The sequence below is a fragment of the Microbacterium sp. zg.Y1084 genome (genome assembly GCF_024623595.1).
Classification (GTDB): Bacteria; Actinomycetota; Actinomycetes; order Actinomycetales; family Microbacteriaceae; genus Microbacterium; species Microbacterium wangruii.
Genome location: NZ_JANJGV010000003.1, coordinates 637,277 through 662,691, shown reverse-complemented (window position 1 = coordinate 662,691; position 25,415 = coordinate 637,277). Strand labels below are relative to the sequence as shown.

At 65.7% G+C, this 25,415-nt stretch carries 23 protein-coding genes and 1 pseudogene; 16 read left to right on the top strand and 8 right to left on the bottom strand.

Translation table 11 applies throughout. The annotated features are described in order from the left end of the window. Positions 1 to 11 precede the first annotated feature (11 nt). The 5 genes from NQ165_RS07750 to NQ165_RS07730 all read left to right on the top strand — a co-directional run bounded on the left by NQ165_RS07750 (position 12) and on the right by NQ165_RS07730 (position 4,253). Entirely contained in the window at positions 12 to 683 is a 672-nt protein-coding gene (locus tag NQ165_RS07750) for an NAD(P)H-binding protein (RefSeq protein WP_257532327.1), read from the top strand. Beyond that, positions 683 to 1,909 (top strand): glutaminase, encoded by a 1,227-nt coding sequence (locus NQ165_RS07745; RefSeq protein ID WP_257532325.1) that lies wholly within the window; start codon positions 683 to 685, stop codon positions 1,907 to 1,909. The genes NQ165_RS07750 and NQ165_RS07745 overlap by 1 nt, the downstream gene beginning before the upstream one ends. Positions 1,910 to 2,006: 97 nt before the next feature. Continuing rightward, on the top strand, positions 2,007 to 2,921 hold the full coding sequence (locus NQ165_RS07740; RefSeq protein WP_257532323.1) for an ABC transporter ATP-binding protein: 915 nt from the start codon (positions 2,007 to 2,009) through the stop codon (positions 2,919 to 2,921). Beyond that, positions 2,918 to 3,790 carry an ABC transporter permease gene (locus NQ165_RS07735; RefSeq protein ID WP_257532321.1) on the top strand — a complete coding sequence of 291 codons (873 nt, stop codon included), beginning with the start codon at positions 2,918 to 2,920 and terminating at the stop codon, positions 3,788 to 3,790. Before NQ165_RS07740 ends, NQ165_RS07735 begins: the two co-directional genes overlap by 4 nt. Positions 3,791 to 3,839: 49 nt before the next feature. Beyond that, on the top strand, positions 3,840 to 4,253 hold the full coding sequence (locus NQ165_RS07730; protein ID WP_257532319.1) for a GNAT family N-acetyltransferase: 414 nt from the start codon (positions 3,840 to 3,842) through the stop codon (positions 4,251 to 4,253). Positions 4,254 to 4,508: 255 nt separating this feature from the next. Here the strand turns inward: NQ165_RS07730 and NQ165_RS07725 are convergent, their stop codons facing one another. The 3 genes from NQ165_RS07725 to NQ165_RS07715 form a co-directional block, all read right to left on the bottom strand. Beyond that, a complete protein-coding gene (locus NQ165_RS07725) occupies positions 4,509 to 4,634 on the bottom strand; it encodes a hypothetical protein (protein ID WP_257532317.1) in 126 nt (41 codons plus the stop codon). Positions 4,635 to 4,797: 163 nt separating this feature from the next. Then, a complete protein-coding gene (locus tag NQ165_RS07720) occupies positions 4,798 to 5,169 on the bottom strand; it encodes a type II toxin-antitoxin system death-on-curing family toxin (RefSeq protein WP_257532315.1) in 372 nt (123 codons plus the stop codon). 155 nt (positions 5,170 to 5,324) lie between these two features. Further along, positions 5,325 to 5,975: an SHOCT domain-containing protein gene (locus tag NQ165_RS07715; RefSeq protein WP_257532313.1), complete on the bottom strand. Its 651-nt coding sequence runs from the start codon at positions 5,973 to 5,975 to the stop codon at positions 5,325 to 5,327. A gap of 480 nt (positions 5,976 to 6,455) precedes the next feature. On the opposite strand from NQ165_RS07715, the gene NQ165_RS07710 reads away from it, so the two are divergent. After that, complete coding sequence (locus NQ165_RS07710; RefSeq protein WP_257532311.1) at positions 6,456 to 7,331, top strand: type II CAAX endopeptidase family protein; 876 nt, start codon at positions 6,456 to 6,458, stop codon at positions 7,329 to 7,331. 19 nt (positions 7,332 to 7,350) lie between these two features. Here NQ165_RS07710 and NQ165_RS07705 read toward each other — a convergent pair whose 3' ends face one another. Next, a complete protein-coding gene (locus NQ165_RS07705) occupies positions 7,351 to 8,754 on the bottom strand; it encodes a plasmid pRiA4b ORF-3 family protein (RefSeq protein ID WP_257532309.1) in 1,404 nt (467 codons plus the stop codon). A gap of 208 nt (positions 8,755 to 8,962) precedes the next feature. Here NQ165_RS07705 and NQ165_RS07700 point away from each other — a divergent pair, with 208 nt between their 5' ends. Beyond that, positions 8,963 to 10,123, top strand: coding sequence for an alpha/beta hydrolase (locus NQ165_RS07700; protein WP_257532307.1), 1,161 nt, complete (start codon positions 8,963 to 8,965; stop codon positions 10,121 to 10,123). Between the two features lie 43 nt (positions 10,124 to 10,166). On the opposite strand, the gene NQ165_RS07695 is transcribed toward NQ165_RS07700, so the two are convergent. Then, positions 10,167 to 10,637, bottom strand: coding sequence for a VOC family protein (locus tag NQ165_RS07695; RefSeq protein ID WP_257532305.1), 471 nt, complete (start codon positions 10,635 to 10,637; stop codon positions 10,167 to 10,169). A gap of 103 nt (positions 10,638 to 10,740) precedes the next feature. Here NQ165_RS07695 and NQ165_RS07690 point away from each other — a divergent pair, with 103 nt between their 5' ends. Together NQ165_RS07690 and NQ165_RS07685 are read left to right on the top strand one after the other, a co-directional pair. Further along, on the top strand, positions 10,741 to 11,742 hold the full coding sequence (locus tag NQ165_RS07690; RefSeq protein WP_257532303.1) for a YafY family protein: 1,002 nt from the start codon (positions 10,741 to 10,743) through the stop codon (positions 11,740 to 11,742). A 55-nt stretch (positions 11,743 to 11,797) separates the two neighbouring features. Beyond that, entirely contained in the window at positions 11,798 to 12,613 is an 816-nt protein-coding gene (locus tag NQ165_RS07685; RefSeq protein WP_257532301.1) for a DUF3626 domain-containing protein, read from the top strand. Here the strand turns inward: NQ165_RS07685 and NQ165_RS07680 are convergent. Together NQ165_RS07680 and NQ165_RS07675 are read right to left on the bottom strand one after the other, a co-directional pair. Beyond that, positions 12,564 to 12,854 (bottom strand): DUF418 domain-containing protein, encoded by a 291-nt coding sequence (locus tag NQ165_RS07680; RefSeq protein WP_257532299.1) that lies wholly within the window; start codon positions 12,852 to 12,854, stop codon positions 12,564 to 12,566. The two genes, NQ165_RS07685 and NQ165_RS07680, sit on opposite strands and share 50 nt — an antisense overlap. Then, a complete protein-coding gene (locus NQ165_RS07675; protein ID WP_257532297.1) occupies positions 12,815 to 13,015 on the bottom strand; it encodes a hypothetical protein in 201 nt (66 codons plus the stop codon). Before NQ165_RS07675 ends, NQ165_RS07680 begins: the two co-directional genes overlap by 40 nt. Before the next feature lie 220 nt (positions 13,016 to 13,235). Here NQ165_RS07675 and NQ165_RS07670 point away from each other — a divergent pair, with 220 nt between their 5' ends. From NQ165_RS07670 to NQ165_RS07655, 4 genes are read left to right on the top strand one after another with little or no spacing between them, the layout of a single operon-like run. Further along, positions 13,236 to 14,642: a DNA cytosine methyltransferase gene (locus NQ165_RS07670; protein WP_257532295.1), complete on the top strand. Its 1,407-nt coding sequence runs from the start codon at positions 13,236 to 13,238 to the stop codon at positions 14,640 to 14,642. Positions 14,643 to 14,679: 37 nt separating this feature from the next. Next, positions 14,680 to 16,569: a DUF262 domain-containing protein gene (locus tag NQ165_RS07665; protein ID WP_257532293.1), complete on the top strand. Its 1,890-nt coding sequence runs from the start codon at positions 14,680 to 14,682 to the stop codon at positions 16,567 to 16,569. Beyond that, positions 16,566 to 19,376 carry a Z1 domain-containing protein gene (locus NQ165_RS07660; protein WP_257532291.1) on the top strand — a complete coding sequence of 937 codons (2,811 nt, stop codon included), beginning with the start codon at positions 16,566 to 16,568 and terminating at the stop codon, positions 19,374 to 19,376. The genes NQ165_RS07665 and NQ165_RS07660 overlap by 4 nt, the downstream gene beginning before the upstream one ends. Before the next feature lie 10 nt (positions 19,377 to 19,386). Continuing rightward, positions 19,387 to 20,436: a PD-(D/E)XK motif protein gene (locus NQ165_RS07655; RefSeq protein WP_257532289.1), complete on the top strand. Its 1,050-nt coding sequence runs from the start codon at positions 19,387 to 19,389 to the stop codon at positions 20,434 to 20,436. Between the two features lie 213 nt (positions 20,437 to 20,649). On the opposite strand, the gene NQ165_RS07650 is transcribed toward NQ165_RS07655, so the two are convergent. After that, a protein-coding gene (locus tag NQ165_RS07650) for an IS3 family transposase (protein ID WP_374940931.1) occupies positions 20,650 to 21,887 on the bottom strand; the annotation gives its coding sequence in 2 pieces (ribosomal slippage) (positions 20,650 to 21,608 and positions 21,608 to 21,887; 1,239 coding nt in all). 1,017 nt (positions 21,888 to 22,904) lie between these two features. Between NQ165_RS07650 and NQ165_RS07645 the strand changes: the two genes are divergently transcribed. The 3 genes and pseudogenes from NQ165_RS07645 to NQ165_RS14715 all read left to right on the top strand — a co-directional run. Then, positions 22,905 to 24,017, top strand: a complete 1,113-nt coding sequence (locus NQ165_RS07645) for a ParB N-terminal domain-containing protein (protein ID WP_257495584.1) — start codon at positions 22,905 to 22,907, stop codon at positions 24,015 to 24,017. Beyond that, positions 23,998 to 24,927 (top strand): hypothetical protein, encoded by a 930-nt coding sequence (locus tag NQ165_RS07640; RefSeq protein ID WP_257532285.1) that lies wholly within the window; start codon positions 23,998 to 24,000, stop codon positions 24,925 to 24,927. Before NQ165_RS07645 ends, NQ165_RS07640 begins: the two co-directional genes overlap by 20 nt. Before the next feature lie 311 nt (positions 24,928 to 25,238). Continuing rightward, positions 25,239 to 25,373, top strand: a pseudogene (locus NQ165_RS14715) (integrase core domain-containing protein); the annotation flags it as partial. Positions 25,374 to 25,415 lie beyond the last annotated feature (42 nt).

Here is a 25,415-nt window from a genome sequence, read left to right as displayed (position 1 = left end):
GGAACAGTGCAATGAAGGTCTTCATCATCGGGGTCACCGGAGCCGTCGGAGGGCTGCTCGCGCAGCATCTCATCGACCGCGGCGACGAGGTCTCGGGTCTCGTGCGCCGCGAGCAGCAGCGCGCCGAGCTGGCAGCCCGGGGCATCGGTGCGCGCGTGGGCAGGCTCGCCGATATCTCCCCCGAAGCGCTGGCATCCCTGCTGACGGGGGCGGATGCCATCGTCTACACCGCCGGTTCGAACGGGGGCGCCCGCGACGTCACGGTCGCGATCGACGGCGAAGGCGTGGTGACGGCGCTGGACGCCGCGTCGCTCGCCGGGGTGCGGCGCTTGGTGCTGGTGTCGGTGCTCCCCGAGGCGGGCCGAGGGCAGAACCTCAGCGCCGACGAGGAGTTCTACTTCGCGGTCAAGAAGCTCGTCGACGTGACGGTCAGTATGAGCGACCTCGACTGGGTGATCCTGCGGCCGTCACTGCTCACCGACGATCCCGCCACCGGCACCGTGGCGCTCGGGCCCGCGCAGCCGCACGACGAGATCCCCCGCGCCGACGTCGCCGCCACCCTCGCCGAGATGCTCCACGAACCGCGCATCTCCCGGCAGATCCTCGAACTCACCCAGGGCGCGACCCCGATCGCGCAGGCGGTGCGAGCCGCGCGTCCGCGCACCGGCTGCGGCGGGTTCTGATGAAGTCGATCATCCCCGACTACCTCGACGAGGCACTCGCACAGGTGGCATCCGATGCGTCGGGGCACCTCGCCGACTACATCCCCGAGCTCGCCGCAGCGAATCCCGAGCGGCTGGCCGCCGTCTTCGCCACGACCGACGGTCGTCTCTACGGCGCGGGCGATGTGGACACTGCGTTCACGATCCAGTCGATCTCCAAGCCGTTCGCCTACGCGATGGCCCTCGACGATGCCGGGTTCGACGCCGTGCTCGCCAAGGTCGGCGTCGAACCGTCGGGCGAGGCGTTCAACGAGATCTCCCTGGAGCGCGACACGGGTCGTCCCCGCAACCCGATGATCAACGCCGGCGCGATCACGGTGCACGCGCTCGTCGGCGCAACGCAGCTGTCCTCCCCCGAGCGCGTCGCCCGCGTCGTCGACGGCCTGTCCGCCTTCGCCGGTCGCCGTCTCGAGGTCGACGAGGCGACGTGCGCGTCGGAGATGCAGAACGCGCATCGCAACCTGGCGATCGCGCACATGCTGCGCAGCCACGGCATCTTGACCGAGGATCCGACGGTCGTCGTCGACGGGTACATCCGGCAGTGCTCGGTGCGCGTGACCACCCGGGACCTGGCGATGATGGCGGCGACGCTGGCCAACGCGGGCGTCAACCCGCTCACCGGCGAACACGTCGTCGGCGCGCGAGTGGTGCGGCAGGTGCTCACCGTCATGGCGACCTGCGGCATGTACGACACCGCCGGAGACTGGGCGACGCAGGTCGGCATTCCGGCCAAGAGCGGCGTCGCCGGCGGCCTCATCGGCGCGCTGCCCGGGCAGGTCGGCATCGCCACGTTCTCGCCACGACTGGACCCGCACGGCAACAGCGTGCGCGGGATCTCCCTGTTCGAGCGGTTCTCCTCGGACATGGGGATGCACGTGATGGAGGTTCCGGCCACCACGCGCACGGTCGTGCGGGCCAACCGCACCCGTGGCAGCGGGCCCGGCGCGACGCGCGTGTTCGAGTTGCAGGGTGGCATCCGCTTCGCCGGAGCAGAGCGCATCGTGCGCGAGGTGGTCGACACCGCGCCCTCCGAACCCGGCGTGGTGTTCGACCTCACCCTGGTCTCCTCGATCGACGACGTGGCGCGGCGCATGCTGCGCGAGGTCGTGTACCGGCTCAGGTCGGAGGGGCACCACGTCGAGATCGCCGACCCGGAATCGGTCCTGGGCGATCGCGCCCGCACTTGACCCTGTGCCGACCACACGGTGTCCACTGGGTGAACCCGGCGGGGCTGCCTTGCCTCTCACCGCGTCGTCCGACACAGAAAGATATGGAGGCATTTCAGTGATCGAAGCTCACTCCCTGACCAAGCGCTACGGCGCGAAGACCGCCGTCGACGGCATCGACTTCACCGTGCGCCCCGGGATCGTGACCGGGTTCCTCGGCCCGAACGGCGCCGGCAAGTCCACCACGATGCGCATGATCATGGGACTCGACCACCCGTCATCCGGCTCGGTGACGGTCAACGGCATGCCCTATGCCCGGCATCGCGACCCGCTTCACCAGGTGGGAGCGCTGCTGGATGCCAAGGCGATGCATCCCGGGCGCAGCGCCCGCAACCATCTGCTCGCGGTGGCCGCCACACATCGCCTCGGCGCGAAGCGCGTGGACGAGGTGATCGCGCGCACGGGGCTCGACTCCGTCGCGCGTAAGCGCGTGGGCGGGTTCTCGCTGGGCATGGGCCAGCGACTCGGGCTCGCCGTGGCGCTGCTGGGAGATCCTTCGACTCTCATCCTCGACGAGCCGGTGAACGGGCTCGACCCCGAAGGCGTGGTGTGGGTGCGCCGGCTGGCGCGAAGCCTTGCAGCGGAGGGGCGCACCGTCTTCCTCTCCTCGCACCTGATGAGCGAGATGGCGCAGACGGCCGATCACCTCATCATCCTCGGCCGCGGACGCGTCGTCGCCGACGCTCCCGTGAGTGAGATCCTCGCGCGCGCCGAGGGCGATGCGGTACAGGTGCGCGCGTCGCGGGTCGTCGGGCTCTCGCGCCTGCTCGAAGCGGAGGGCGCGACCGTGACACCCCTGGAGTACGACCTGGTGTCGGTGACCGGGCTCACCGCGCCGCGCATCGCCGAACTCGCCGCGGCCGCGGGAATCGTGGTGCACGGACTCACCCCGGTGACGCAGTCGCTCGAAGAGGCCTACATGCAGCTGACCCGAGACGACGTCGAATACCGCAGCACGGAGGCGACCCGATGAGCACCACCACCACCCACCCCGGCCTCTCCCCCGTCGGCCACGATCTGCGTTTCAGCGGCGTGCTGCGGGCGGAGTGGATCAAGCTCCGCAGCATCCGCTCCACCTGGTGGGCCTACGCGATCCTCGTGGTGATCACGGTCGGATTCGGGGCGCAGATGTCCGCGTCGCTCAGCTTCCAGGGCGTCGATGCCATTCCCACCCAAGACGCCATCCAGGACATGGCCGTGTACGCCGTGATGGTCAGCACCGACGTCGGCGCGCTCATCGTCAGCGTGCTGGGCGTGCTCATCATCGCCGGCGAGTACGGCACCGGCATGATCCGGTCGACCCTCACGGCCGTGCCGCAGCGCGTGCCGGCGCTCGTTGCCAAAGCGCTCGTCTTCGCCGTCGCGACCTTCGCCGTGAGCGCCCTCGCGTTCGCGATCACGGCTCCGGTCTCGGCGGCGCTGTTCGCGGCCGACGGACTCAGCGTCGCCCTCGACGACCCGCAGTACTGGCTCGCGTTGCTCGGGGGCGTGGGCTACCTCGTGCTGGTGGGTCTCATCTCGTTCGGCATCGGAGCGCTCCTGCGCAACACCGCCGGAGGCATCGCCGTTGCGCTCGGCCTGGTGCTGGCGGCACCGCTCGTGCTGGCCCTCGTGCTCGGCTTCGCATCGTCGGGCTGGGTGGAGAACCTCGCGATGCTGCTGCCCTCCACCGCCAGCAGCATCCTCTTCAGCTATCCGACCGAGCAGAGCTGGGTGACCCTCGCCGCACCGGAATCCGTCGGCTGGCTCACCGAACCGTGGCAGGGCGGGCTCGTGCTCGTCGCCTGGGCCGTGGTTCTGTTCACCGCCGCGGCCGTGTTGCTCAAGCGTCGGGATGCCTGAGCCTCACGGCCCCGGGTTTCGAACCATGGCTACAGACAAGGAGAAGGACATGACTCAGGAGACCACGACCGCCGCGGGCGAAACCGCGACGGTGCACCTCGCTGTCGGAGATCGGATCAGCAGTTACATCGCGAGGTTCGCCGACGGGCGCGTCGCGGGGCGGGCCGACTTCATCGACGCGTCGGAGGGACGTGAGCGCATCTTCTTCCACACCGAGGTCGATCCGGAGTACGGCGGCCGCGGCTTCGGCGTGCTGCTGCTGCGCGAGGCGCTGGCCGACAGCATCCGCAAGGGCGTCACCGTCGTGCCGGTGTGCCCGCTGTTCGCCCGGCACCTCACGAAGCACGGCGGGGAGTACGTCGCCGAGGGAGGCGCCTACCGCACGCCCCGGCTCGCGGACATCGACCTCGTGAAGCGCGCCGTCGGGGGTCCGTCACGCGGGGCCGGTGCCGGTCGCGCTTGACCCTGTGGTGACCACACGGTGTCCAGTGGATGCCACCCCCTCGTTTCCGATGAAAGCAGGACCCGTCATGACCGCCCAGCCCAACACCCTCGCCCCCGGGGTCGAATACCACCGCGTGCTCGCCGGAGACCAGCGGCGCATCGGTCGCGGCATCCTCGCGATCGTGCTACTGATCGCGCGTCGAACTCGTCCCACATCAGGTCGCGCTTGGCGGGACAGTACCAGAACAGCGTCGTGCGGCTGACATCTGCTCGGCTACCGCCCCAGGGGCGCGAGCCACATCGTCGTCGTCGACGTGATCCCCTCGCGCCTCGAGAAGGCGCTGGAGATCGGCGCGGATGCCGTCATCGACTCCTCGAAGGAGGACGTCGGCGCGATCATCAGCCACCGGATCCCGTTCGACCAGACGCTCGAAGCCCTCGAACTCGCGGCGACCCAGGGCCGCGGACAAGGTGACCGTCGTCTTCGACTGACGCTTCTCGTCGCGGACGCGGCACGTCCCACGGCCAGGGCTGCATGCCGCGCGGGGTCTCCCCCACGCCGGTCAGTGCAGGGGGAAGGTGTGCGTGTCGAGCCAAAGCCCCACGTCGCGCGGAGGCGGAGGGTTCGCGCCGGCGATCAGCCGGATATAGCGGTCGGCCTCCTCGGCGTCCGCACGCAGGTCGTAGCCGTTGATGTCATAGAAGGCGACCGAGACGAACCAGCTCAACCGCGTGTTGCCATCCAACAGCGGATGGTTGTGGTTGATCGCGCTGATCAGCATGGCCGCCTTCTGGTGAATCCCCGGGTAGACCTCCTCGCCGAACACGGGCATCGGGGACGCCAGCGCGAACAGCAGGGCATTGCGATCCCGGTAGTGAAACCCCTCGTCCTCGACGAGCTCGTCGACGTCTTCCGGCTCGATGTACTCCGTCATCGGGACAGTCGTCCAGCAGCTCAACGTCGCGGTCGCGCACCCGATCGAACGCGTGGCGCACCCGGTCGCGCCGGATCGTGCGAGCGTCCCGCTCGGAAAGCGAACAGCCGCAGCCAGATCGCTGCGGCTGATTATGCCCGGTGCGGAGGCTCAGGTCAGATGCCTAGCGCCTTCGCCTTCGCGGCCGTGAACTCCTCATCGCTGAGGATGCCCTGCGCGTGCAGCTCCGACAGCTTCTGAATCTGGGTGGCCGCATCGTTCGCCGCGGGCGCGGCCGCCGCCTGGACGACGACCGTTGCGTTGCCCTGCTGCTGCAGCGCATCCATAGCCGAGAGGATCGCCTTGCGGAACTCAAGAGCCTCGTCGCGGCCCACGCGGAAGTCGACCGTGTTCACCGCTGCGCCGACCGCGGTCTGCACCTCCACCAGGTGGTACATCATGCCGTCCTTGCGGGTCGACACGTTCGTGACGTGTCGGAGCGACACCATCTCGAACGCCTCCTTGCCGCCCTTCACTCCGGTGACCAGGAGCGAGGTTCCGGCGGTGAACGCGGCGGCCGTCATCTTGGCACCGGAGACCCCACGGGGCCGCTCCCACTCGATCCGGTCGGCGTACAGCCGCACCTTCGCGTTCTTCCCAGCGATGTGGGAGACGACCTCGTACAGCGGCGTCTCACCTGCGGCGACGGGCGCCGCCTCACTCTCCTGCCGCTCGCCGGTGATGCCCGTGAGCTTGGCATCCAGTCCGCTCTTCGCCTCCGACATCGCTTGCGATGCCGCGTCCTTCATCTTGTCGAGGAAACCCATTGTCGATCCGTTCTTCCTGCCCCTCGATCGACGAGGGGAACCACTCAGATATCACCAGATTTTACCAACTAGGTGTCGGCACATTTAGCCTCTTACGATCACCAGCTCGATATCTGAGCGGCCCTCGTGCATGGTCGGCATGACCAGCAATCAGCAGCCAGTCCCCCGGTCCGCCCCTGTTGCTCCAGGTGGTGACCGCGTTCCGGTGTCTCTGTCAGCGTTAGTCGTACCCACCAGGGCAAGCGGTACCCACTTCGGGCTCGTCGGGGTGTTGCGGGCAATCTAAGCCGTACCCACCTGCACCGTGATCGCAACAGGTATCTCGGTTGCTGATGGTGGAGGTTTGGATGGAGTCTCGGGTGGAATTGTTCGCGCGGATCCGAAGGGACGCGCGCGTTGAAGAGCTCTCAATTCGAGAGCTCGCCCGAAGGCACGGAGTCGGGCGGCCAAACCCTCGCCCCCGGGGTCGAATACCACCGCGTGCTCGCCGGAGACCAGCGGCGCATCGGTCGCGGCATCCTCGCGATCGTGCTGCTGATCGGTGGGATGTTCTTCCTCAACATCCTCTTCGCCGCGGTCGCGGTGATGGTGAACCCGGTGCAGCAGGATGGCGGCGCCGCTTATACGCCTCTGCTCCACGCCGCGGGGATGGCGTCGGTGGCGCTGCTGACCCCGTGGAGCATGATCATCCAGCGGTGGCTCTACGGCGTGAAGGGTGCGTCGCTGCACTCCGTGTTCTCGCGCTTCCGGTTCGACATCTTCGGGAAGGCGCTGCCGCTCGCCGTTCCGGCGTGGAGCATCGTCTCGGTCGTGCTGTACTGGTCACCGTTGCCCGAGGCCAGTTGGAGCCACACGGATGTGCTCTGGTTCCTGCTCGCCACGATCCTGCTCACGCCGCTGCAGGGCGCAGGTGAGGAGTACGGCTTCCGCGGATTGATTTTCCGTGTCGCCGGCGGGTGGGCGCGCGGGGCACGGGCGGGGCTCGTGCTCGGCATCGTCGTCTCGAGCGTGGTGTTCGCCGTCGTCCACCTCTCGTCCGAGGTGTGGCTCAACGCCTGGTACCTCGTCTTCGCCGTGGAGCTGTCGCTGATCACCTGGCACACGGGAGGCCTCGAGATCGCGATCGTGCTGCATGCGATGTTCAACACGGTGAACTTCGTGTTCGACGTGGCGCTGCGCGTCGACATGGGCACCGCGTACGACCGGTCGGCGGGCGTGGCCTCGGTGGAGACGCTGGCGCCGATGGCCGTGATCGTCATCGCCGTCGTGGTGGTGTGGGTGCGCACGCGAGGTGCGGGGGCAGCGCGGACGCCGGCGGATGCCGAGGCTCGCGTCGAGGCGGTGACGGCCGCGTGACCGGTCATGCTGTCCCGCGCTACCTGAGCGCGATGCGGGCGATGGCCCGGACCGCATCGGTGGCCGGGACGTCTCGGCGACGGCCGCCCGCACGCCAAAGGCCCAGCGCCTCGAGGACGTCGACAGCCGACTCAGTCAGGGACGAGAACCAGCGCAGCTCGAGTTCTCGACCCTGCGCATCGACATATCCGAGTTCGTTGAGCACGCCGATCACCCGACGCTCCGCGTCACGTCGCGTCGCGATGCTCCCGTCTGCCAGACCGATCGCCAGGACCGTCGCGGCGACGCGCTGACCGTCCGTCATCCGCTGGCGCAGGAGCATCCGCCCGATCTGCTCCGCGAGCACCGCCGGCCTTCCGATCGCGGGGCGTGTGCGGCTGACCACCTCGAGGCGGCCCTTCGCCTTGCGGATCAGGCGCAGCCGTTCAGCCGACGCGCGCAGCCCACGCATCGGGTAGGTCAGGTCTTCGCGGTTCGCTTCGCCGATCCATTCGTCGCGCCAGCCGAGGGCCGTCATCCCTTCGAGCACGACTGCGGGCGGCATCCACCCTGCTTTCGTCAACGTCAGCCCGTCGACCCCGATACGGTCGATCAGCCAGGCATAGGGCTTCACGGCGTCGGCGACGTCCTCATCGCGAATCGGCACGGATGCGAGTAACCCGGCGCGCCGCAGGTGCCGGCGCAAGTTCGACCGCAGCGGCACGGGGAGCGATGCCGCGAACTGCGCAAGGGGCGAGTCGGCGGTGACGCCGGTTGCGGCATCCGCCAGCCCTGAGAGGTCATCTCGTGCGGGACCGAACAGGAGGGCGAGCTCGGCGCGCGCTCCGTCGGGATCGGCATCCTCGAGATCGTCTGTGCCCCACGGTCCGACCGCGGTGCCGACCCACGCCTTCGTCGATCCAAAGCCGGGATGCGAAGGGTCGGCAAGGATGCTGGCGAGCTCCTCAAACCCGGTGCAGCCGCCGGAGTTCTCGAACGGCGCCCGCCGCTCCCCTGGCACCAGTTGGGCCGGCGGCTCGTCGGTGCTCGCGACATCCCGGTCAACCAGATCGATGCGGTGCAGCCAGTTGTCGCCTTGGTCGTACACGTACCACAGCGGTCCGTCGTGCTGCATGGCCTCGCCGATCGTCGTGCCTGCCTCGTCCTCCTCGCCCTCGAGGTCCAACTCGGTCAGCGACCAGGCATCGACCCATGCGCGCGGCTGCCGCCCGATGCGAGGGATGCCGTTGCTCTTGACCCACGGATCGTCGTCGGAGAAGCGGTGCAGGTGCGAGTCGAACCAGTTGAAGACCACCTGCAGCACCGTGTGCAGTTCGGCGAGCGTCAGGCTGTCGTCCACGTCGACGGTGCGCCAGATCTCCGGCTCGATGCCCACGAGAGACACGCGCAGGCGCAGGATGCGGCGTGAGCGATGTGCAGGCACCCGTCCACGCTATGTGCAGCGCGGCGCCGTCGTCGACATGCGTTTGCCAGCGGGAGCCGCGTCAGGTGCGGCACGTCACGTTCGCAGGGCCCGTCGGTGACGCCGCCACGGGGTGTGATCTCGGCGACGGACGTGCTTGAGTGGCGGTGCCGACCGCGCTCTGCCGCCGGTACCGGTTCGACCACGGCGTCGGAGGGAGCACGCACCCGTGGGCTTGCTCACCACCGTCACGATCTGGGCGGTCTTCGTCGCGACGACGCTGTGGTTCCCCTTCCGTCGTACACGCCTCGGCTTCGCCGTGTACGTGCTCACCTTGGCCTGCAACGAGATCCCGCTGGTACTGCTGGCGGTGTTCGTCGCGTCGGTGGCGGCGACCCTGACGGATGCCACGCAACGCGACGGGGCCACCACGCCGGCCCTGGTGCTCGCGGTGCTGGTCGCCGCCGCGCTCGTCTGGATCCAGGTACGGGCGCGCAGCGCGGGGCCCGCGTTCGCGGCAGCGCTTACGGCGGGACTCGGGAGCGACTGGCGCGCCCGGCTGCGGCCGGAGTTCCGCGTCCCCGATCCGCTGCCGTCGCCGTGGCCGCGCGGCATCCTGCTGCCCTTTCAGCGGCATGCGTCCGGGGTGACGCGCACGCGCAATGTCGCCTACGCCGACGGCGGTCGTGCGCACCTGCTCGACATCTACGACCGGGGCGGCGGCGCACCGGGTCGCCCCGCGCTCATCCACCTGCACGGCGGCGGGTTCACCTCCGGCGGCAAGAGCCGCGAGAGCGTCACGCTGCTGAACCAGCTGGCCGCGCACGGGTGGTTCTGCGTCAGCGCGAACTACGGACTTCGGGGCCAGGGGGTCTTCCCCCGGTCGCTCATCGACGCGAAGCGCGTGATCGCGTGGGTGGGGGCGCACGCGCAGGCGTACGGGATCGATCCGGAGCAGATCTTCCTCGCCGGCACCTCCGCCGGGGGGCACCTCGCCCTCTCCGCGGCCCTGACTGCGGGTGACCCCCGGTTTCAGCCGGGATTCGAGCAGGCCGACACGTCGGTCGCCGGGGCCGTCTCGCTGTACGGCTACCTCGGCGCTCTAGGTGCCGACCGCGCCAGTTCGCCGGCGCACCTGGCGACCCCGGACGCACCGCCGATCCTCATCGTGCAGGGCGCGAAGGACTCGGCTCTCCCGCCGGGCGTCGCCCGGGCGGTGGCGGATGCCGTGCGCGAGCGGTCGGCGGCGGCGGTGATCTACGCCGAGCTGCCCGACACGCAGCACAGCTTCGACCTGTTCGCGTCGGTGCGGGCACGGGCGGCGGCGAACGCGATCGAGGAGTTTCTCGGGTGGGTGCGGTCGCACCGCGCTGCGGCCTCCGGACGCTGAACAGCGAGGAGACGCGCACACCGCCTGCGCGTCTCCCCCGCCCTCAATCCGCGCTGTACGCCGCCGCGGCGACGTCGAGGATCCAGGTCACGCCGAAGCGGTCGGTGAGCATGCCGAATCCGGGGCTCCAGGCCGATGCCGCGAGCGGCTCGACGATCGAGGCGCCGACCGAGAGGGCCACCCAGTAGCCCTGCACCTCGTCGAGCGCGTCGCCGCGCACCGAGACGAAGAACGGCTGGTCGGTGAGGGTGACGCCGTTCTCGCGTCGCGTCGTGCCCGCCGTCGCCGCCGAGCCGCCCGTCGCGCCCGGGATGTCATAGGCCATGACGCGGAATCCGTTCTCGCTCTCGAGTTGCCCGAACACGACGTTCGAGGCACCCGGAGCTTCGGCGGGCATCCCGAAATCGCCGTACGTGGCGATCGAGAGGTCGCCGCCGAACACGGAGCGATAGAACTCCAGGGCCGCGCGGGCGTCGCCGCGGAAGTTCAGGTGGGTGGTCGTGGTGATGCTCATGTCTGCTCCTCGATCGGATGCCGGGTGCGTCCCGGCTGCGCCCACTGTCGCAGCAGTAGAGGACTGTTTCGGTCCTCCACCCCCCCCCTAAAGTCGAGGCGTGATGACGACGACCTCCCGGCTGCTGAAACTGCTGTCGCTGCTGCAGAGCAGGCGTGACTGGCCGGGCGCCGTGCTCGCCGACCGGCTGCAGATCAGTCACCGCACGGTGCGCCGCGACGTCGACCGGCTGCGCGAGATGGGCTACCGCATCGAGGCGACCATGGGCCCCGACGGCGGATACCGACTGGATGCCGGCAGCGAGCTGCCGCCGCTGCTGTTCGACGACGACCAGGTCGTGGCGCTGGCCGTCGCGCTGCAGGCGGCGACCGTCACCGGCGCCGGCATCGAAGAGGCAGCGCTGCGGGCACTCACCACCGTGCGGCAGGTGATGCCGTCGCGGGTGCGCCAGCGCCTGGATGCCATCGCCTTCACCACCGTGCCCCGCCCCGGCGACGGCCCCGCGGCATCCGCGTCGCCCGAGGTGCTCATCGCGCTGTCGAGCGCCGTCCGCGCGCATGAGGTGCTGCGGTTCGACTACGCGACCCCGGGCGCGTCCGGTGGTTTGGGGCCGGATGCCGATGTGGCGCGGCCGCGGCGGGTGGAGCCGCACCACCTCGTCGCGTCACAGGGCCGCTGGTACCTCGTGGCGTGGGACCTCGACGTCGAGGACTGGCGCCTCTTCCGCGCCGATCGCATCACGCCGCGCGCGCTGACGCGGCTGGCGTTCGCACCGCGCGAGATTCCCGGCGGGGATGCCGCGGCGTTCGTAGCTGGGCGGTTCATGGGGTCGGAGGACGGCTCCGGGTGGCCGTGCGTGGGGACGGTGGTACTCCATCTGCCCGCCGAGGCGGTGCTCCCGTTCGCCGGGGACGGCGTGGTGGAGGCACTGGGACCGGACCGTTGCCGGTACACGGCGGGGTCGTGGTCGTGGGTGGCGCTCGCGGCGTCGCTGGGGCGGTTCGACGCGGACATCGACGCGGTGGAGCCGCGCGAGCTGGGTGAGGCGTTCGCACAGCTGGCAGGTCGGTTTGCGACGGCGCGCGGAGCACCGGCGGTCTCCTGATAGCCGCCATGCACCCACCCGCCGCGCGCAACGGGGCTCTTGCTACTCTCGCCCCGTGCCCACGAGAGTGCTCCTCCATTTCCATCCGGACTGGCCTTATCGGAGCACAACGGTTCTCGGCGCCATGGTGTCGAGCGGTCGGTACCTTTCTCAGTTCGAGACCGGCACGTCCAACGGGGGCCACACGGCTCATGCTGGCGGCGACCGCTGGCACTGGGAAAGCCGCCTGTTCAACGGCCGGTACGACACCGCGCCCGCCGACGCCCGCCCGGTCTACGGCGCGCTCGACCTCGGAGAGGCGCACGGCTCCGCGCCGCGATTCGGCTCAGCGTTCCTCCGCCTCCGGCCCGAGGCGTCTGCGCGAGCGACATTCTGTTACCCCGACTCCGTGTTCCAACCGGACCGGATCGTGGGCGTGGATGAACTGCCGTCGCTCGTCGGGCGGATGCTGTCCGAAGATCGCGAACCCTTGGATCGCTACGTCGAGGCGCACGTCCACGGCGGCGTCACCTTCGCAAGGGATGTCGAAGCGATCGTTCTCGACCCCTGTTATCGAGGAACAGCCATTCATACGGCGGCAGCGCGACTTTCCGAAGTCGACTTCCATCCCGGCTTCAGAGTCAAGACCGATGCGCTTGACCTCGAGTACCGAGGGCCGCGGTACGCAGCCCTCGCGGCATCCCTCGCGGGTGAATTGACTCCTGATGTCATTGGGGTCGCCGCCCGTTCAGGCCTCCACCCCGCGCAATCGCTCAAGAAGGTGTGGCACCTGCTCGCGCGGTATGGGCGGCGCGCGGACGACCGCCCAGGCGTCGGCGAGGCTACGAAACCCGAGCCGGAGCTGCCGCGCGACGATCCAACGTTCGCGTGATGCGCTCGAAGCTCCACAGCCACGCCAGCTCGACCGGCCCGCGCGAGAAGCGCTTCAGCCAGATCGCCGCTGCGGTGACCACGACGACGTAGATCCCGATCGTCGCCGGCACGCGCACGCCGGGGTCGAGCCGTGCCGCAAGCCCCAGACCCCAGCCGTAACAGATCGCGGATGCCACGAGATTCTGAAGGACGTACGAACTCAACGCGGTACGCCCGACATCCTGGATGCGTCGTCCCACGAAGCCCCGCTCGGGCCGACGCTCGAGAACTCGACCACGAGAGCGAGTATCCCCAAGGCCACCACGGGCGCCGTGCCGTATCGAGTGAAGACGAGTCCCGCGAGCCCGCCGCCGAGGCCGATGACCATGTCGGCGACGAACGCGATACCCCCGATGATCATCAGCGCCCGGCGGAGTCGATGGCCCGTGGGCTCGAGCAGGCCGCGGTGGGCGGTGTGGAACGGGCGCGCCGTCCGAGCACTCCGGTGATGTCGGTCGCTCCACCTATTGTTAGAGGGAACCCACCGCGATGGCGGCGGTGACCTTCGCCTGCTACGTGCTCAAGCCACCCGTTGCACGAAGAAGCGAACTAACCTCGGGCCTTGAAGGAGAACGCGCAGCATGGCAGGGCAGCATCCAACCTTCCGATTCGTCGACCTCTTCGCTGGTCTCGGTGGTTTTCATGTCGCACTCCGGGAGTTGGGTGGCGAGGGCGTCTTCGCGGCGGAGTGGGAGCCGGCACTAAACGCGCTTTACGAGACCAACTTCGGCATTGCGCCGTGGTCGGACGTCAATGAGCTCGACACGGATGAGGTAATCGCCGAGCGCGTTCCAGATCACGAAGTACTCACCGCGGGCTTTCCATGTCAGCCGTTTTCGAAGTCAGGTAAGCAGCAGGGTTTTGAGCACACCCTCCAGGGTCACCTGTTCTTCAAAGTGCACGACATCCTTCGAGTCAAGAAGCCTGGCCGGTTCATTCTTGAGAATGTCCCAAACATACTCAATCACAACGGAGGTGAAACTAAGGCGACGATTATCAAGAACCTCGCCGACATCGGATACGACGTCGACATCCGGCGGTTGTCCCCGCACCAGTTCGGCATCCCGCAGGTGCGTGAGCGTGCTTACTTTGTCGGAGCGCTTATCTCCGAGGGTGGACTCGCCGGGTTCGAGTGGCCAGGCGAGAGCTATGAAAAGACCACTATTGCCACCGCTCTTGACCCTTACGCGCAGCCCGTTCGCGCCGTGCCTGAGAGGACGCAGGATGCGATCGATATGTGGAGCGACTTCCTGCGGCGCGCTCCGGAGGACGTCAAACTCCCCTCATTCCCGATCTGGTCAATGGAGTTCCGTGCGAGTTATCCCTATGAGGGGATGACGCCACCGAGGGCGTGGTCCCAGCGGCGACCTGGCGAACTCGATGGCTTCAGGGGATCGTTCGGGTTCCCGCTCGATGGGCTGAGCATTGCTGAGCAGAAGCCACTTATTCCTAGCCACTCCCGACGAGACGGAGATGCTGAGTTCCCGGGCTGGAAGCGAACCTATATCCGGCAAAACCGTGAGTTCTACCGAGATAACCGCGGATGGATCGACCCATGGCTTGATCGTTGGCAGCCGTGGGAGTTCCCTTCCAGCTTCCAGAAGTTCGAATGGAACGCGCAGGGCGGCGAGCGAGACATCGACGCTTACGTCATACAGGTCCGCGCCTCGGGCGTCCGTGTGAAGAGGCCGGCAACGGCGCCCGCTCTGATCGCGATGACGCAGACGCAGGTGCCAATCCTGGGAGCACGACTCTCCGGGACGGGTGCGAGGCGCTACATGACCCCGGCGGAATGCGCCCGGCTGCAGAGCCTCGGAGGTCTCGCCCTCCCTGCAAGCGACGTCGCTGCATACAAGGCGCTCGGCAACGCCGTCAATGCAAAGGTCGTGCGCAAGATCGCCGAGCCATTGATCAACGCCCTAGCCCGGGGCGGCGCACAGTCCGAAAGCGCACCGTTTGTAGATGCAGTAACGGGCGAAGCTGCGTAGAGATAGGTTTGGGAAGTACCGAGAGAAAGCGCGACGCATGAGCCTGAACCTTGCAGAGACTACCGAGGACGCGCCAGAGGAGAGCCCGCGCGCGCAAGCGCAGGATCGCATCGCGGAAGCACTCGCGGAACTATCTGACGTTATCGACACCCCAGAGGGGTTACAGGCTTGCGCCAGCTTTTCGCCCGCCGAAGTCGACTTTGATTCCGATGCTTGGATATCCCGGCTGAGCGACGTACAAGGGTGGCTGCGCTTTGATGACGATCTTTCCAATACCGACCTCGGCACGTTCACGCGCAGCCTCGCGAAAAACCTCAACTTCGTCCCCGAAACCCAAGGGATCGATGAGTCCAACGGGGCCACTGGGCTAACCACTGAGGCCTTGGAGCGCCTCGCGGAACGCGCCGAGAGAGCTGCCAGACTAAAAGACGAGTTCATAGCGGAACTCAACGCAGACGGTGGCACCCAAGCGTCCGCCACCGCTTCCTGGTCGGATCAGTGGGAAACCGAGGGCGACGACGAGGACGTCTCACCGGAGCCCGTCACAGCCAAAGCGGACGTGTGGCACATTTTCCAGTTGACAAAGAAGAAACTGAACCTCACGCCCTCTTATCAGCGCGGGGACGTGTGGCGCACCGGAGACCGGCAGAAACTGATTGAGTCAATCCTTCGGGGTATCCCCTTGCCTTCTATCATCTTGCTGCGGAAGGGCGGCGCTGTCCCCGATGACGTGGTTGACGGCAAGCAGCGTTTGACTGCGATCTTGCGTTTCGTGGGCAAACATCCCGAAGCACTGGCGAGGGTGATTGAGGCCGACAAAGCAAAGCCTGAGGCCCGACTTCGAGAGAAGTTTGAAACCGACTATCCCCAATTCCGCTTGGCGTGGAAAAGCTACATGGGCGAGCCGCTGACGGCAAAGCTCGAGGATGACTATTATTTCCCGTTCCGCCTGCGTAATGACAAGAACGGTGTGCTCGTCGGCAAGGATCTAGAGCCTCTACGCGGGAAGTACTACACCCAGATCAAGGGACGCACGATCCACGTAGCCGATCAGGAGGTTACGGTCGAAGAACTCTTCGAGGGCGCACCAGACTACAAGGTCCCCGTAATTGAGTACACCAAGGCAAGCCAGCGGCAAATTCACGAGGTCTTCAACCTCTACAACAAGCAGGGCATGCACCTCAACGCCGAGGAAATTCGCAACGCCGTGTTCCACGACGTTGAACTCACGCGCGCGATCCTCGTGGCGGCTGGTGATGCGAGCAGGCGTGCCCGCATCGAAGACATCACCCCTTCGCTCGTCAACGTGCCAGGCGTAGCCGAACTAGGCAAGACACTGGCCGACTATGGCTTCGGCGCGGCGCGGTACCGCCGGACGAAGGTCCTCGGATGGATCATTGCGGTGCTCGTGAATGATTCGGGAAACAAACTGCTCCCGTCCACCGCGCGACACACCGACGACCTCCTTAAACGGGTGCAGGATGATAACTCACATCCCCTGCGAGTCTCGTCGCGTCTAGCCGATCTCTTCGGCCTCGTCACACAGGCAGCCAGCTTGCACGCGACCTACGACGAGCTCTGGCCTGAGAAGTTCCGCGGCGACGGGAAGAGCAGCAGGTGGCAGGACCTGCAGTTGGTCGGGTCCCTCGTCGGCATCGCGATTGCCACTGCCGGCGCGCCGGATGACATCGAAGAACGTATCGAGGCCAACGCCGAGGCGATTCGCGATGCTGCACTGAATGAGTGGACGCGACCTGAAAAGACGCAGACGCGCACGCAATGGGATTTCATCGCTCGCATCGCGGCAGGCGTCGTCGAGAAGCTTGGAATCGACATCACATCAGCCTCCGAAGCGATCCGTTCACGGTTCGGCTCGTCCGGGGTGGAGTCGCTGCTGTTATCCCGCATATCGGCGAGGGGTGCGTGACAGACAACGTGGAACGGGTGCATTTCGACCCGCCGTCTGGTGCGGAAGACACATGGTGGGGCCGGTACGCTGCCGAGCTGGGACAGATGACCTCGACCGCGCGAGGAGCGCTCCGCACCGATTGCGCCTACATCGTCGAGCGAGGATTACTCGGTGCGGGGTCGCCCGATGTCGCGACGTGGCCACAGAGCAGGACGCGCACGGGTCTAGTCATGGGCTCGGTGCAATCAGGCAAGACAGCCTCCATGTTCGGCGTGACCGCCTTGGCGCTCGACCACGGTATCGACATCGTGGTGATCCTCGCAGGGACGCGTCTGTCGCTGTGGCGCCAGACGTATGAACGCATGGTTGAACAGCTCGATGCGGGTGAGGAGGGCGTCGCGAAGGCGCGGCGACGATTGCTCTGCCCGGCTCCGGGCGTGGTCCTCGGCGGCGCATCTGGGACGCTCGATGGCACGTATCGGCTGCCCTCCGCGCAGGTTAGGCGCAAGCTGACGCAGAAACAGCCACTAATCGTCGTTGCGATGAAGCAGACCGACCATCTCTATGCGCTAGGCCGAGAACTGCGTCAGAGCGTATTCGGCGAGGTCGCTCAACTTAACCGCGCGGTGCACATGCTCGTCCTCGACGATGAAGCGGATGACGGATCAGTGCTCGATGCAGTTGTCGAGCAATCCTTGTCACCGCTTTCGCCCGCGCTCAAGCAGGTCCCCCGTGCGATCGCTGACCTGTGGGAACCCCGCTCGAGCGGGGCACCTGACAACCTGTTCGCCACATACATCGGGTACACCGCGACCCCGCAGGCGAACCTGCTCCAAGAAGACCACAATCCGCTTGCGCCCCGGGACTTCGTGATCTCGCTTAGAACGCCGCTCGATGTCGGCATACCGGCTCAGCCCGCCGACCCAAACGCGCCGCGGTCATCCACCTATCCTGAACCGAACGGTATCAACAGTTACTACACGGGCGGCGAGGTCTATTACGCTCGCGGCGCTAAGGCTGGCCTCTGCCTTGAGTTGGCGGGAGAGCCCGACGAGGATCTCGCAGATTCCATCCGCGCCTTCCTCATTGCCGGTGCAATCCGGTTGCACTGGGCCTCAACCAATACGCCCGCCCTGATGGGGCCTCACTCGATCAGGGGTGTTGATTTCGCGCTGCGAGACGACGTGCGGGCGGTTTCGCCACCCACCCAATCGATGCTGATCCACCCCTCGGCGGACATTGGCGCTCACTTCGCAACTGCTGAAGATGTACTCGTTTGGGCTGGGGCGCAAGATCGCGCGGCGGCGCGCAACTTGCTCACATCAGGCAACGCGCAACTCCCGCTCGACCTAATCGCGAAAATGCGTAGCGAAGAGCCTCTCTGGGAAATATGGATCGACCGCTACCAGGCCTCGTCAACCGCCATAGCGACAGAATTCAACGTGATGAACCCGCGGCCAGTACCCACATGGCCGACCGTGCGCGCGATCCTTGAGGCAGAGGTCATTCCGGGGACACGTGTTTCTGTCGTCAACAGCGACGCCGAAGCGGACGACCGACCCGAGTACAAGCCGGTCTTCGACGAGGCCGCTCAGCGCTGGCGCGCGGCCCCCGACCTCTCGACGGTCTTCGTCTCTGGCAACGTGATGGCGCGCGGGCTGACGCTAGAGGGGATGACTACAGCACTTTTCCGCCGTAGCTCGGCAAACCCATTCGCTGACACCCAGATGCAGATGCAGCGGTGGTTCGGCTACCGCGGAGATTACATTGAGCTGTGCCGCGTGTTCGCTACCCGGCAGCAAATTGAGTTGTTTGGCGCCTACCACGACGTCGACGAGGCCCTCCGGCAAGGCATCGCGGCGCGGATGGCGGGAGATGCACCTTCTCCGGTCGTCCTGCATGGCATGAGTTTTCTAGCTACTGGAAAGATCGCCAATGTTGGCCGCGTGCCGCTCTGCCCCGGCGCAAAGCCGTTCATCACGCTCATCAACGGTGGACAGACGCCCGACCCAAACGAGCGACTTGTTGCTGAGCTATTCGCCGAGCCCTCGGTCGACGTGTCGGTCGGCCGCGCTACGCGTGGACGTGCCCTGGACCGCACGCTGTCACTGTCAGAGGCTGCTGACCTCCTCGATAGTTTCTCCTTCGAGTCGTACGCACCTGGCAACGACAGCCGCCTGGCCGAGTTGTGGCAACAAGTCCGGGCCCGAGTAGACGCAACTCTGCCACTGCCCCCGGGAACCAGGTTTTACAACGCTCCAAGCCCCACAAGCGGGACAGCCTCGGATGCCCGCTTCGAGTGCCCCTACGCCATTGCCGCGTATCTCCGCTTGTGGGAAGCATCCTTAACCCGTGCCGTTCCGGGCCTTTTCGTCACCGGAGTGCCTTCGGGCCGATGGGCGCTGGCCGACTTGAGCGCCAAACAGCTTCATCAGCCGCGGTTCTCCGTCGGAATTCGGTACGGCGACGGTGAGAGCATCACCGACGGAGCGCTCGCCGGCCTAGGCTTCAACATCCGGGCCACACGGAAAGCCCTAAATGCCGGGGGGGATCTCGACACCACCTGGGGCTCGAACGATCCGAACGCTGGCCCTCTGGACTATCGTGGCGACGAGTTCTTCGACTACTACCATCGCGGCGAAGTTCTGCCCGCAACGGCTAGAACGACACCTTGGCGCCCGCAAGGGTCGCATGGCCAGATCCTCTTCTACATCAACAAGCGGCCACGACAGGCCCATCCGGTAGTCGCTGTAGGGGTCTGCATCCCCGCTGGTGGCCCCGAGCAGTTCGCCGCGACGCGAGCGGGCTCGCTGATCGCAGCGTGAGAATGACTCGATGATCAGCTACGAAGATGTTCGACAACGGATCGAACGCCTCCCGGTCTCGCGTGAAGCCGGGTCGCGCAACGTCGAGTGGATTACGCCGGCGGAAGTCGTCGGGGTGGCGCGTGACACCGAGGGGAGGCTCGAACTCCTTCTTCGAGGTGCCCAACTCGTTGCGGTCTCTCGTTCAGTTAATGACGCATCCGACTACCGACCAGTTTTCAGAGACGACAGAACGTCGTTCGAAGCAACGCGCATCGTCTTTCCCGCCCTCATGCACTTCGATCAGGTAGCGGCATTCATCTGCATCGAGCTCCTCCGCAACGGCGCAGATAACGATCTCCCACGCGCCTTCGCCCGTACCGAAGCGATCATCGAACTCGCCATCGAGAACCTCACGCTCTCGAACCAGGCGCTCATTGGCCTGGTGGGCGAACTGCTCCTCCTTGAGGCACTGTGTCGACGCGCTGATGATGCGCGTGTGGCAGAAATCATCGCCGGTTGGCACGGTTGGCAGCGATCCGCGCGCGACATTGAGCTTTGGGGCACCGGGATCGAGGTCAAGACGACGACAGGTATGGCTTCGTCACACCTCGTCGAGGGCGTACATCAGGTCGAACGAAGCGATCAGGAGGACCGACTTCTGCTGGTGAGCATCGGCCTCCAGCGCGCCGAGATCGACGCCAGCAACGGTTTCACGGTCCCCAGCCTCGTTGAACGCATCGCCTCACGCATGGGCGAGGCTGCGGTCTCGCCCGAGGTCATCGAACGGTTCATTGCCCATGTTGCGGAGTACGGTGCGAGTTCAGGGGCCGGGTATGACCACACGACCCAAGCGGCCGATCCGGCTTATGCGATCTCGTTTCTTACGACCTTCTTCCGCGCCTACGACATGGATGACGCAGCGATCCGTGTTCTGCGTAGTCACGATGTTGCCGCTTTTGGGCATGTGGTCGACGCATCGGTGAGGTTCCGAGTCAACCTCGCCGCCAATGGCCCGGTCAGCATGGGAAACCCGGTCGAAGGGGCTAACCAGGTTGCCCAGTTCATACTCGGGCTCTGACGCGCGTGCGCGCGTTAAGACCCAGCGTGCGCCGAAATACCCTCGCTATGCCGCACCCCGTCCGCTGAGCCACCCATGCCTGCACAAGTCAGTAGGGCGTGTGCCATCAGACAGTGTTGTCTATACGTGACTCCAACTCCTCGGCTGCGGTCGCGACATCGGCTCCGGGCGATGGGCGCCCTGTGAATGGGTGAATCGGCCTGGGTTTCGTTCCTATCGGATTGTTTGTCCGGCAGATGCCGGTTGGGCTGATTCCAGGTCAGCGTAGTACGCGTTCTCGACCTCGAGCGGGGTGCGCATGTCGAGCTCTCCGTGGAGGCGCTGGTTGTTCCACCACCACACCCACTCGAGCGTTGCGAGCTCGACCTGCTCGACCGTCCGCCAGGGGCCCCGCTGGCGGATCAGCTCCGTCTTGTAGAGGTTGTTGACCGCCTCGGCCATCGCGTTGTCGAACGAGTCCCCGACCGTGCCGGTCGATGGGACGGCGCCGAGCTCGACGATCCTCTCGGTGTAGACCATCGCGGTGTAGTTCGACCCGTGGTCGGCGTGATGGATCAGCCCGGTGAGATCCCCGCCGGCGCCCCACGCCGCCATATCGAGCGCCTGCATCGGCAGGATCTCCGACCGCAGAGTCGAGGCAACGTTCCAGCCGACGATGCGCCGTGAGTAGACGTCGGTGACGAACGCGACGTAGGCGAACCCGGACCACGTCGCGACGTAGGTCACGTCGCACACCCACAGCCGCCGCGGCGCCGGGGCGGTGAAGCGGCGGTTGACCAGGTCGCTCGGCAGTGCCGCGGTCTTGTCGGAGCATGTGGTGAACACCCGCTTCGACTTCTTGACGCCGCGGACCCCGGCCAGGCGCATGAGCCGTTCGGTCTGGTCACGACCGATGTCCCAGCCTTGCCGGCGCATCAGCGCGTGCATCTTCCGGCGCCCGTACACGCCGTAGTTCTCCGCATGCAGCCTGGCGACCTCCGGCACCAGCAGGTCATCGCGCAGATGCCTGGCTGATGGGGCGCGGCCGACGGCGGAGCGGTATCCGCGGGAGGTGAGGAAGCCCTGCACTGCCGGTCGGAGGACCCGGCAGATGAGCTCGACCCCGAAACGATCCCGGTACTCATCGATGAACCGGACCATCTCGGTCAGGGGCGGTCGAGCTCCTTCGCGAAAAACACGCTCGCAGCCTTGAGAATCTCGTTCGCATTCCGCAACTCCGAGACCTCCTTCTGCAGCCGCTTGATCTCCGCCGCCGCATCGGTTGTCAGCCCGGGGTTCACGCCCGCGTCGACCTCGGCCCGGCGCTGCCACAGCCGCAGCGTCTCGGGGCTCATCCCCAGCAGCCCGGCAACATGGCGGACTGCGCTCATCATCGTCGGGTGCGACGGCCGCGTCTCCGCGAGCATCCGCAGCGCCCGCTCACGCATCTCCGGCGAGTACTTCCTGTTCATCGTCTTCCATCCTTGCTTGAAGAACGGAACGAAACCCAGGCCGATTCAGGGGAAAGGCAAAAATCGTGTTTGTCGTCGAAGCATAGGGTCGCGGCGCTGAAGATCGCTGCGGGCAGTTGGTGGTACCGAGCCGGCGGCACGGTAGGGGGTAAGTCGCCGGTATCTGCCTAGACTCATCATCGTCACCGCGACGACGGGCTGGACGGACCCTAACCCGTTCTCCGGACACCCTCGCCGTCCCCTTCTCTGGAACTTCGGCGCGAGGGCATGTGGCAGCCCTTGTGAGAGGGCAAGTCGTCGTACGCCGGGTGTATGCATCCGCCTTCAACGCGTCCGCCGCGCAACTGGCTAGATCGGCACTGTCGGGTGGACTGACAGATCCGGGATCTCTTCTACGGCCCAGGGTATGCGTGGGTCCTACTTGGGGGAAGCAGCAGCGGTCGCCGCGCCGCTAGGGTAGGGCCAATAGGTCCGATCGAAGGAGACGAATGGCCGTCATTCGGAAGTTCACGAACGCGCCGCCGACTACCCGCGTCCACCCCTCGACAACAGACGCGATCGTGCGCGTGGTTCGGCCCGTCGGCGGTGGCACCCTTCTGCAGATCAGCACGCTCGGGTCCGACGATCGAAAGTCTGAACCAAAGGTCTCTCAGACATTCCAACTCGACGCGATGGCGGCCAAGGCACTACGGGCGCTGATCGACTCGACGTTCGGCTCTGAGCGCGCTTAGGAAGACACGCGCGACCGCGGGCGCCTATCAGTCGACCCCCTAACCGGCAACTCGTCGCACCCGACGATTGAGGGCGTTCTGCCCTTGCGTGTGCGTGTCGTGCGCTTCAACTCGATTCAGCAGATCGGTGAGCGCCCGCACCTTGTGTGAGTTGAGTGCGGCGCCTGACGCCCCGCTCGGTCGGTGGGGATGGATGAAGAAGCGGATGGAGACGCAGACACGCGTCGAACGGCGATTTCTGGATAGAGTGGCGATCTCATGAGACCCATTGGATCGGAGACATACGATGACTGACGCGGTCTCAGTTGCAGAGGACATTCGGCGGCTGCCGGTCCAGAGTCTTCAACTGGACCCGCAGAATCCGCGCCTGCCAGAAGACATGCTGGGAAAGACCCAGCCCGAGTTGTTGGCGTGGCTCGATAACGAGGAAACGCTAGACGAACTCGCAGCATCCATGCTCGCTAATGGCTTTTTCGCGCATGAACCCCTGGTCGTTTTGGCTGAGGAGAATGGACTGCACACCGTCGTTGAGGGTAACCGACGGTTTGCAACCATTAGCATTCTCCTCCAAACACCGGCCGCAGAGGAGGCGGATCTCGAGTTCGAGTTCGAGAGTCGTCCGTCAGACGCGCAGTTGGCTGCGCTTCGCGAAGTTCCGTGCTTGGTTGTATCCTCTGCTGAGGAAGTCAGGAAGTTTCTAGGATTTCGGCACATCGGTGGCCTGAAGACCTGGAGCCCGGAAGCAAAAGCGCGGTATCTAGAAGATGAGATTAAGAGGGCTGTCGCGCAAGCATCGCAAACTCCGTTCCGCGACGTTGGGCGACGTGTAGGAAGCAACGCCACAGGCGTTAGAAACTCCTACATCGCACTGAGAGTGCTGCGAACGGCGCGCGATGATCTGGGGCTCCAGCAGCTGGCTTCGTATGTGCTGCGCAATCGCTTCGGTGTTTGGACTCGACTCCTTAACAGTGCCGAGGTCCGTGAGTACATTGGCTTTGGCGACCCGGTCGATTACGACGCTATAGAGGCAGCGTCCCGTGAGATACGGGATGAACAACTCCAACGGGTTCTTGAGGACCTCCAACCGCGGAAGGGATCAACTCGTGCGGTGCTGAATGATTCGCGTGATGCGACCAACTACGGACGCGTGTTAGCAAATGATGCGGCGCGCGAAGCGTTGATCAAGTACGGCGACTTGAATCTGGCGTACCAAGTGGTTGACCGCGCTTCGTTAGCTGACCGCCTGGAAACTACGCGCAACTCTCTCGAACTCATCGTCAACGGTATTGATTCCTACCTCGTCACGGACGTAGTTGTATCTCGAGCTGAGGCCCTGGCATCCACCGCACGGACCCTGATGTTGACGGTGAAGGACCGCCGTGAGCCTGAAGAAGATTAAGCCAAACCAAGACGCTTACGGGAATCTGGCAAGGGCGTCCTTCTTCGCCGACTATATGGAGTTGTTAGCCCTGAAGGGACATCGCAATCGCAAGAATCTGCTTGCAGACTTGATCGCAGACACATACGCCCGATCGAGGGAGATTCTCACGGATGTGGGATCCGCGGGAACGGAGGATTGGGAGCCGGCAGACCTCGCGGACAGCACGTGGGGCTGCCTAGAGCAGCGCGCTCAAATACTGGGGAACAAATACCCCTTCATAGTGTCGCCGACCAGCGTGAGTTTTCGAGTTGGTGTAGATCCAGAGGAGTCTCCTTATCTGTCACTGTTGGCGATCGCACTCAACCACGCGTTCAGTGCGTCCCGCGATCTTCTCGTCGAAAACCTCTTCGAAGACGTGGTCGGGGATTCATTGGAGAGCCGCGGCCTCCACGTCGGGCGATTTGGGGAGATAGGCCGCGACGCCACTCTGAGCTTCGAGCAGTCCATGAACCAACTCAGCCAGCGCATGACCATTGCTATGAACCCAAACGCGGTTGTCCGTCGGGTAAGCGCGCAGGACGCCGGGGTTGATGTAGTCGGACATCTGGACTGGCAGGACACGCGAGTCGGGCGATGGCTTTTCATCGGCCAGGTCACGTGTGCCCGCAGTGACGAATGGCACACGAAGATCTATGACGCGGTGCCCGACGACTGGATGGCTTATTTTGGGGAGACCGTTCCTCCTGTCCCGTTCCTGGCGCTGCCCTACCACGTTGAGGATGCCGCAATGGAGCACTTTAGAGGGCGACAGCGACACATTCTCGACCGCATTCGCATTGTGATGTCTCTAACCGGCGTACGAGCCGAGGCAAAGACGCAGATCCGAGCGCTTATGAACGCGGAGATGCAGACCTTTTCTGTGAACTGAATGCTGACCATCTGTGCCCGCTAGGCAACGGAATACGCAAAGACGGTGTGCCCATCATTCCACGGAGGTCCGAACCGATGATCTTCCGGCGCAAGGATATCGAGTTCGAGTCGGACAGGTGGAGTTCAAGTACTGGTCTCCGGCACCGGCTCTCTGCGTGATCGGACGCGTTGCGGTTCGCGGTCACGAAAATGACGTTGCCCTGGAGGTGTTTGGGTTCGCGACATAGGCGACGGGTGATCGGCGACACATGAGTCGAGTCATAGGCGACACTCGTGCAGGACGTCGAAGCACAAGGTTGACTCAGGAAGATCGATTGCTTCCACCAGACTCTGAAACGCTGGCTCACACCTCCCGCCCCCCGCGCCACCACCCCCCAGCTGCAGAGCCAACTCGACGCGTTCCGCGAGCACTACAACCAGCGCCGCCCGCACCGCGCCCTCGCCGGCACCACCCCCGCGACCGCCTACGCTGCCACGGTCAAAGCG

What these genes read in the sequence shown, in the direction of transcription:
- NQ165_RS07750 (WP_257532327.1), top strand. Translation starts at nt 12, where the DNA reads ATGAAGGTCTTCATCATCGGGGTCACCGGAGCCGTCGGAGGGCTGCTC.
- NQ165_RS07745 (WP_257532325.1), top strand. Translation starts at nt 683, where the DNA reads ATGAAGTCGATCATCCCCGACTACCTCGACGAGGCACTCGCACAGGTG.
- NQ165_RS07735 (WP_257532321.1), top strand. Translation starts at nt 2,918, where the DNA reads ATGAGCACCACCACCACCCACCCCGGCCTCTCCCCCGTCGGCCACGAT.
- NQ165_RS07730 (WP_257532319.1), top strand. Translation starts at nt 3,840, where the DNA reads ATGACTCAGGAGACCACGACCGCCGCGGGCGAAACCGCGACGGTGCAC.
- NQ165_RS07725 (WP_257532317.1), bottom strand. Translation starts at nt 4,634, where the DNA reads ATGATCGCGCCGACGTCCTCCTTCGAGGAGTCGATGACGGCATCCGCG.
- NQ165_RS07720 (WP_257532315.1), bottom strand. Translation starts at nt 5,169, where the DNA reads ATGACGGAGTACATCGAGCCGGAAGACGTCGACGAGCTCGTCGAGGAC.
- NQ165_RS07715 (WP_257532313.1), bottom strand. Translation starts at nt 5,975, where the DNA reads ATGGGTTTCCTCGACAAGATGAAGGACGCGGCATCGCAAGCGATGTCG.
- NQ165_RS07695 (WP_257532305.1), bottom strand. Translation starts at nt 10,637, where the DNA reads ATGAGCATCACCACGACCACCCACCTGAACTTCCGCGGCGACGCCCGC.
- NQ165_RS07690 (WP_257532303.1), top strand. Translation starts at nt 10,741, where the DNA reads ATGACGACGACCTCCCGGCTGCTGAAACTGCTGTCGCTGCTGCAGAGC.
- NQ165_RS07675 (WP_257532297.1), bottom strand. Translation starts at nt 13,015, where the DNA reads ATGATCATCGGGGGTATCGCGTTCGTCGCCGACATGGTCATCGGCCTC.
- NQ165_RS07670 (WP_257532295.1), top strand. Translation starts at nt 13,236, where the DNA reads ATGGCAGGGCAGCATCCAACCTTCCGATTCGTCGACCTCTTCGCTGGT.
- NQ165_RS07665 (WP_257532293.1), top strand. Translation starts at nt 14,680, where the DNA reads ATGAGCCTGAACCTTGCAGAGACTACCGAGGACGCGCCAGAGGAGAGC.
- NQ165_RS07655 (WP_257532289.1), top strand. Translation starts at nt 19,387, where the DNA reads ATGATCAGCTACGAAGATGTTCGACAACGGATCGAACGCCTCCCGGTC.
- NQ165_RS07645 (WP_257495584.1), top strand. Translation starts at nt 22,905, where the DNA reads ATGACTGACGCGGTCTCAGTTGCAGAGGACATTCGGCGGCTGCCGGTC.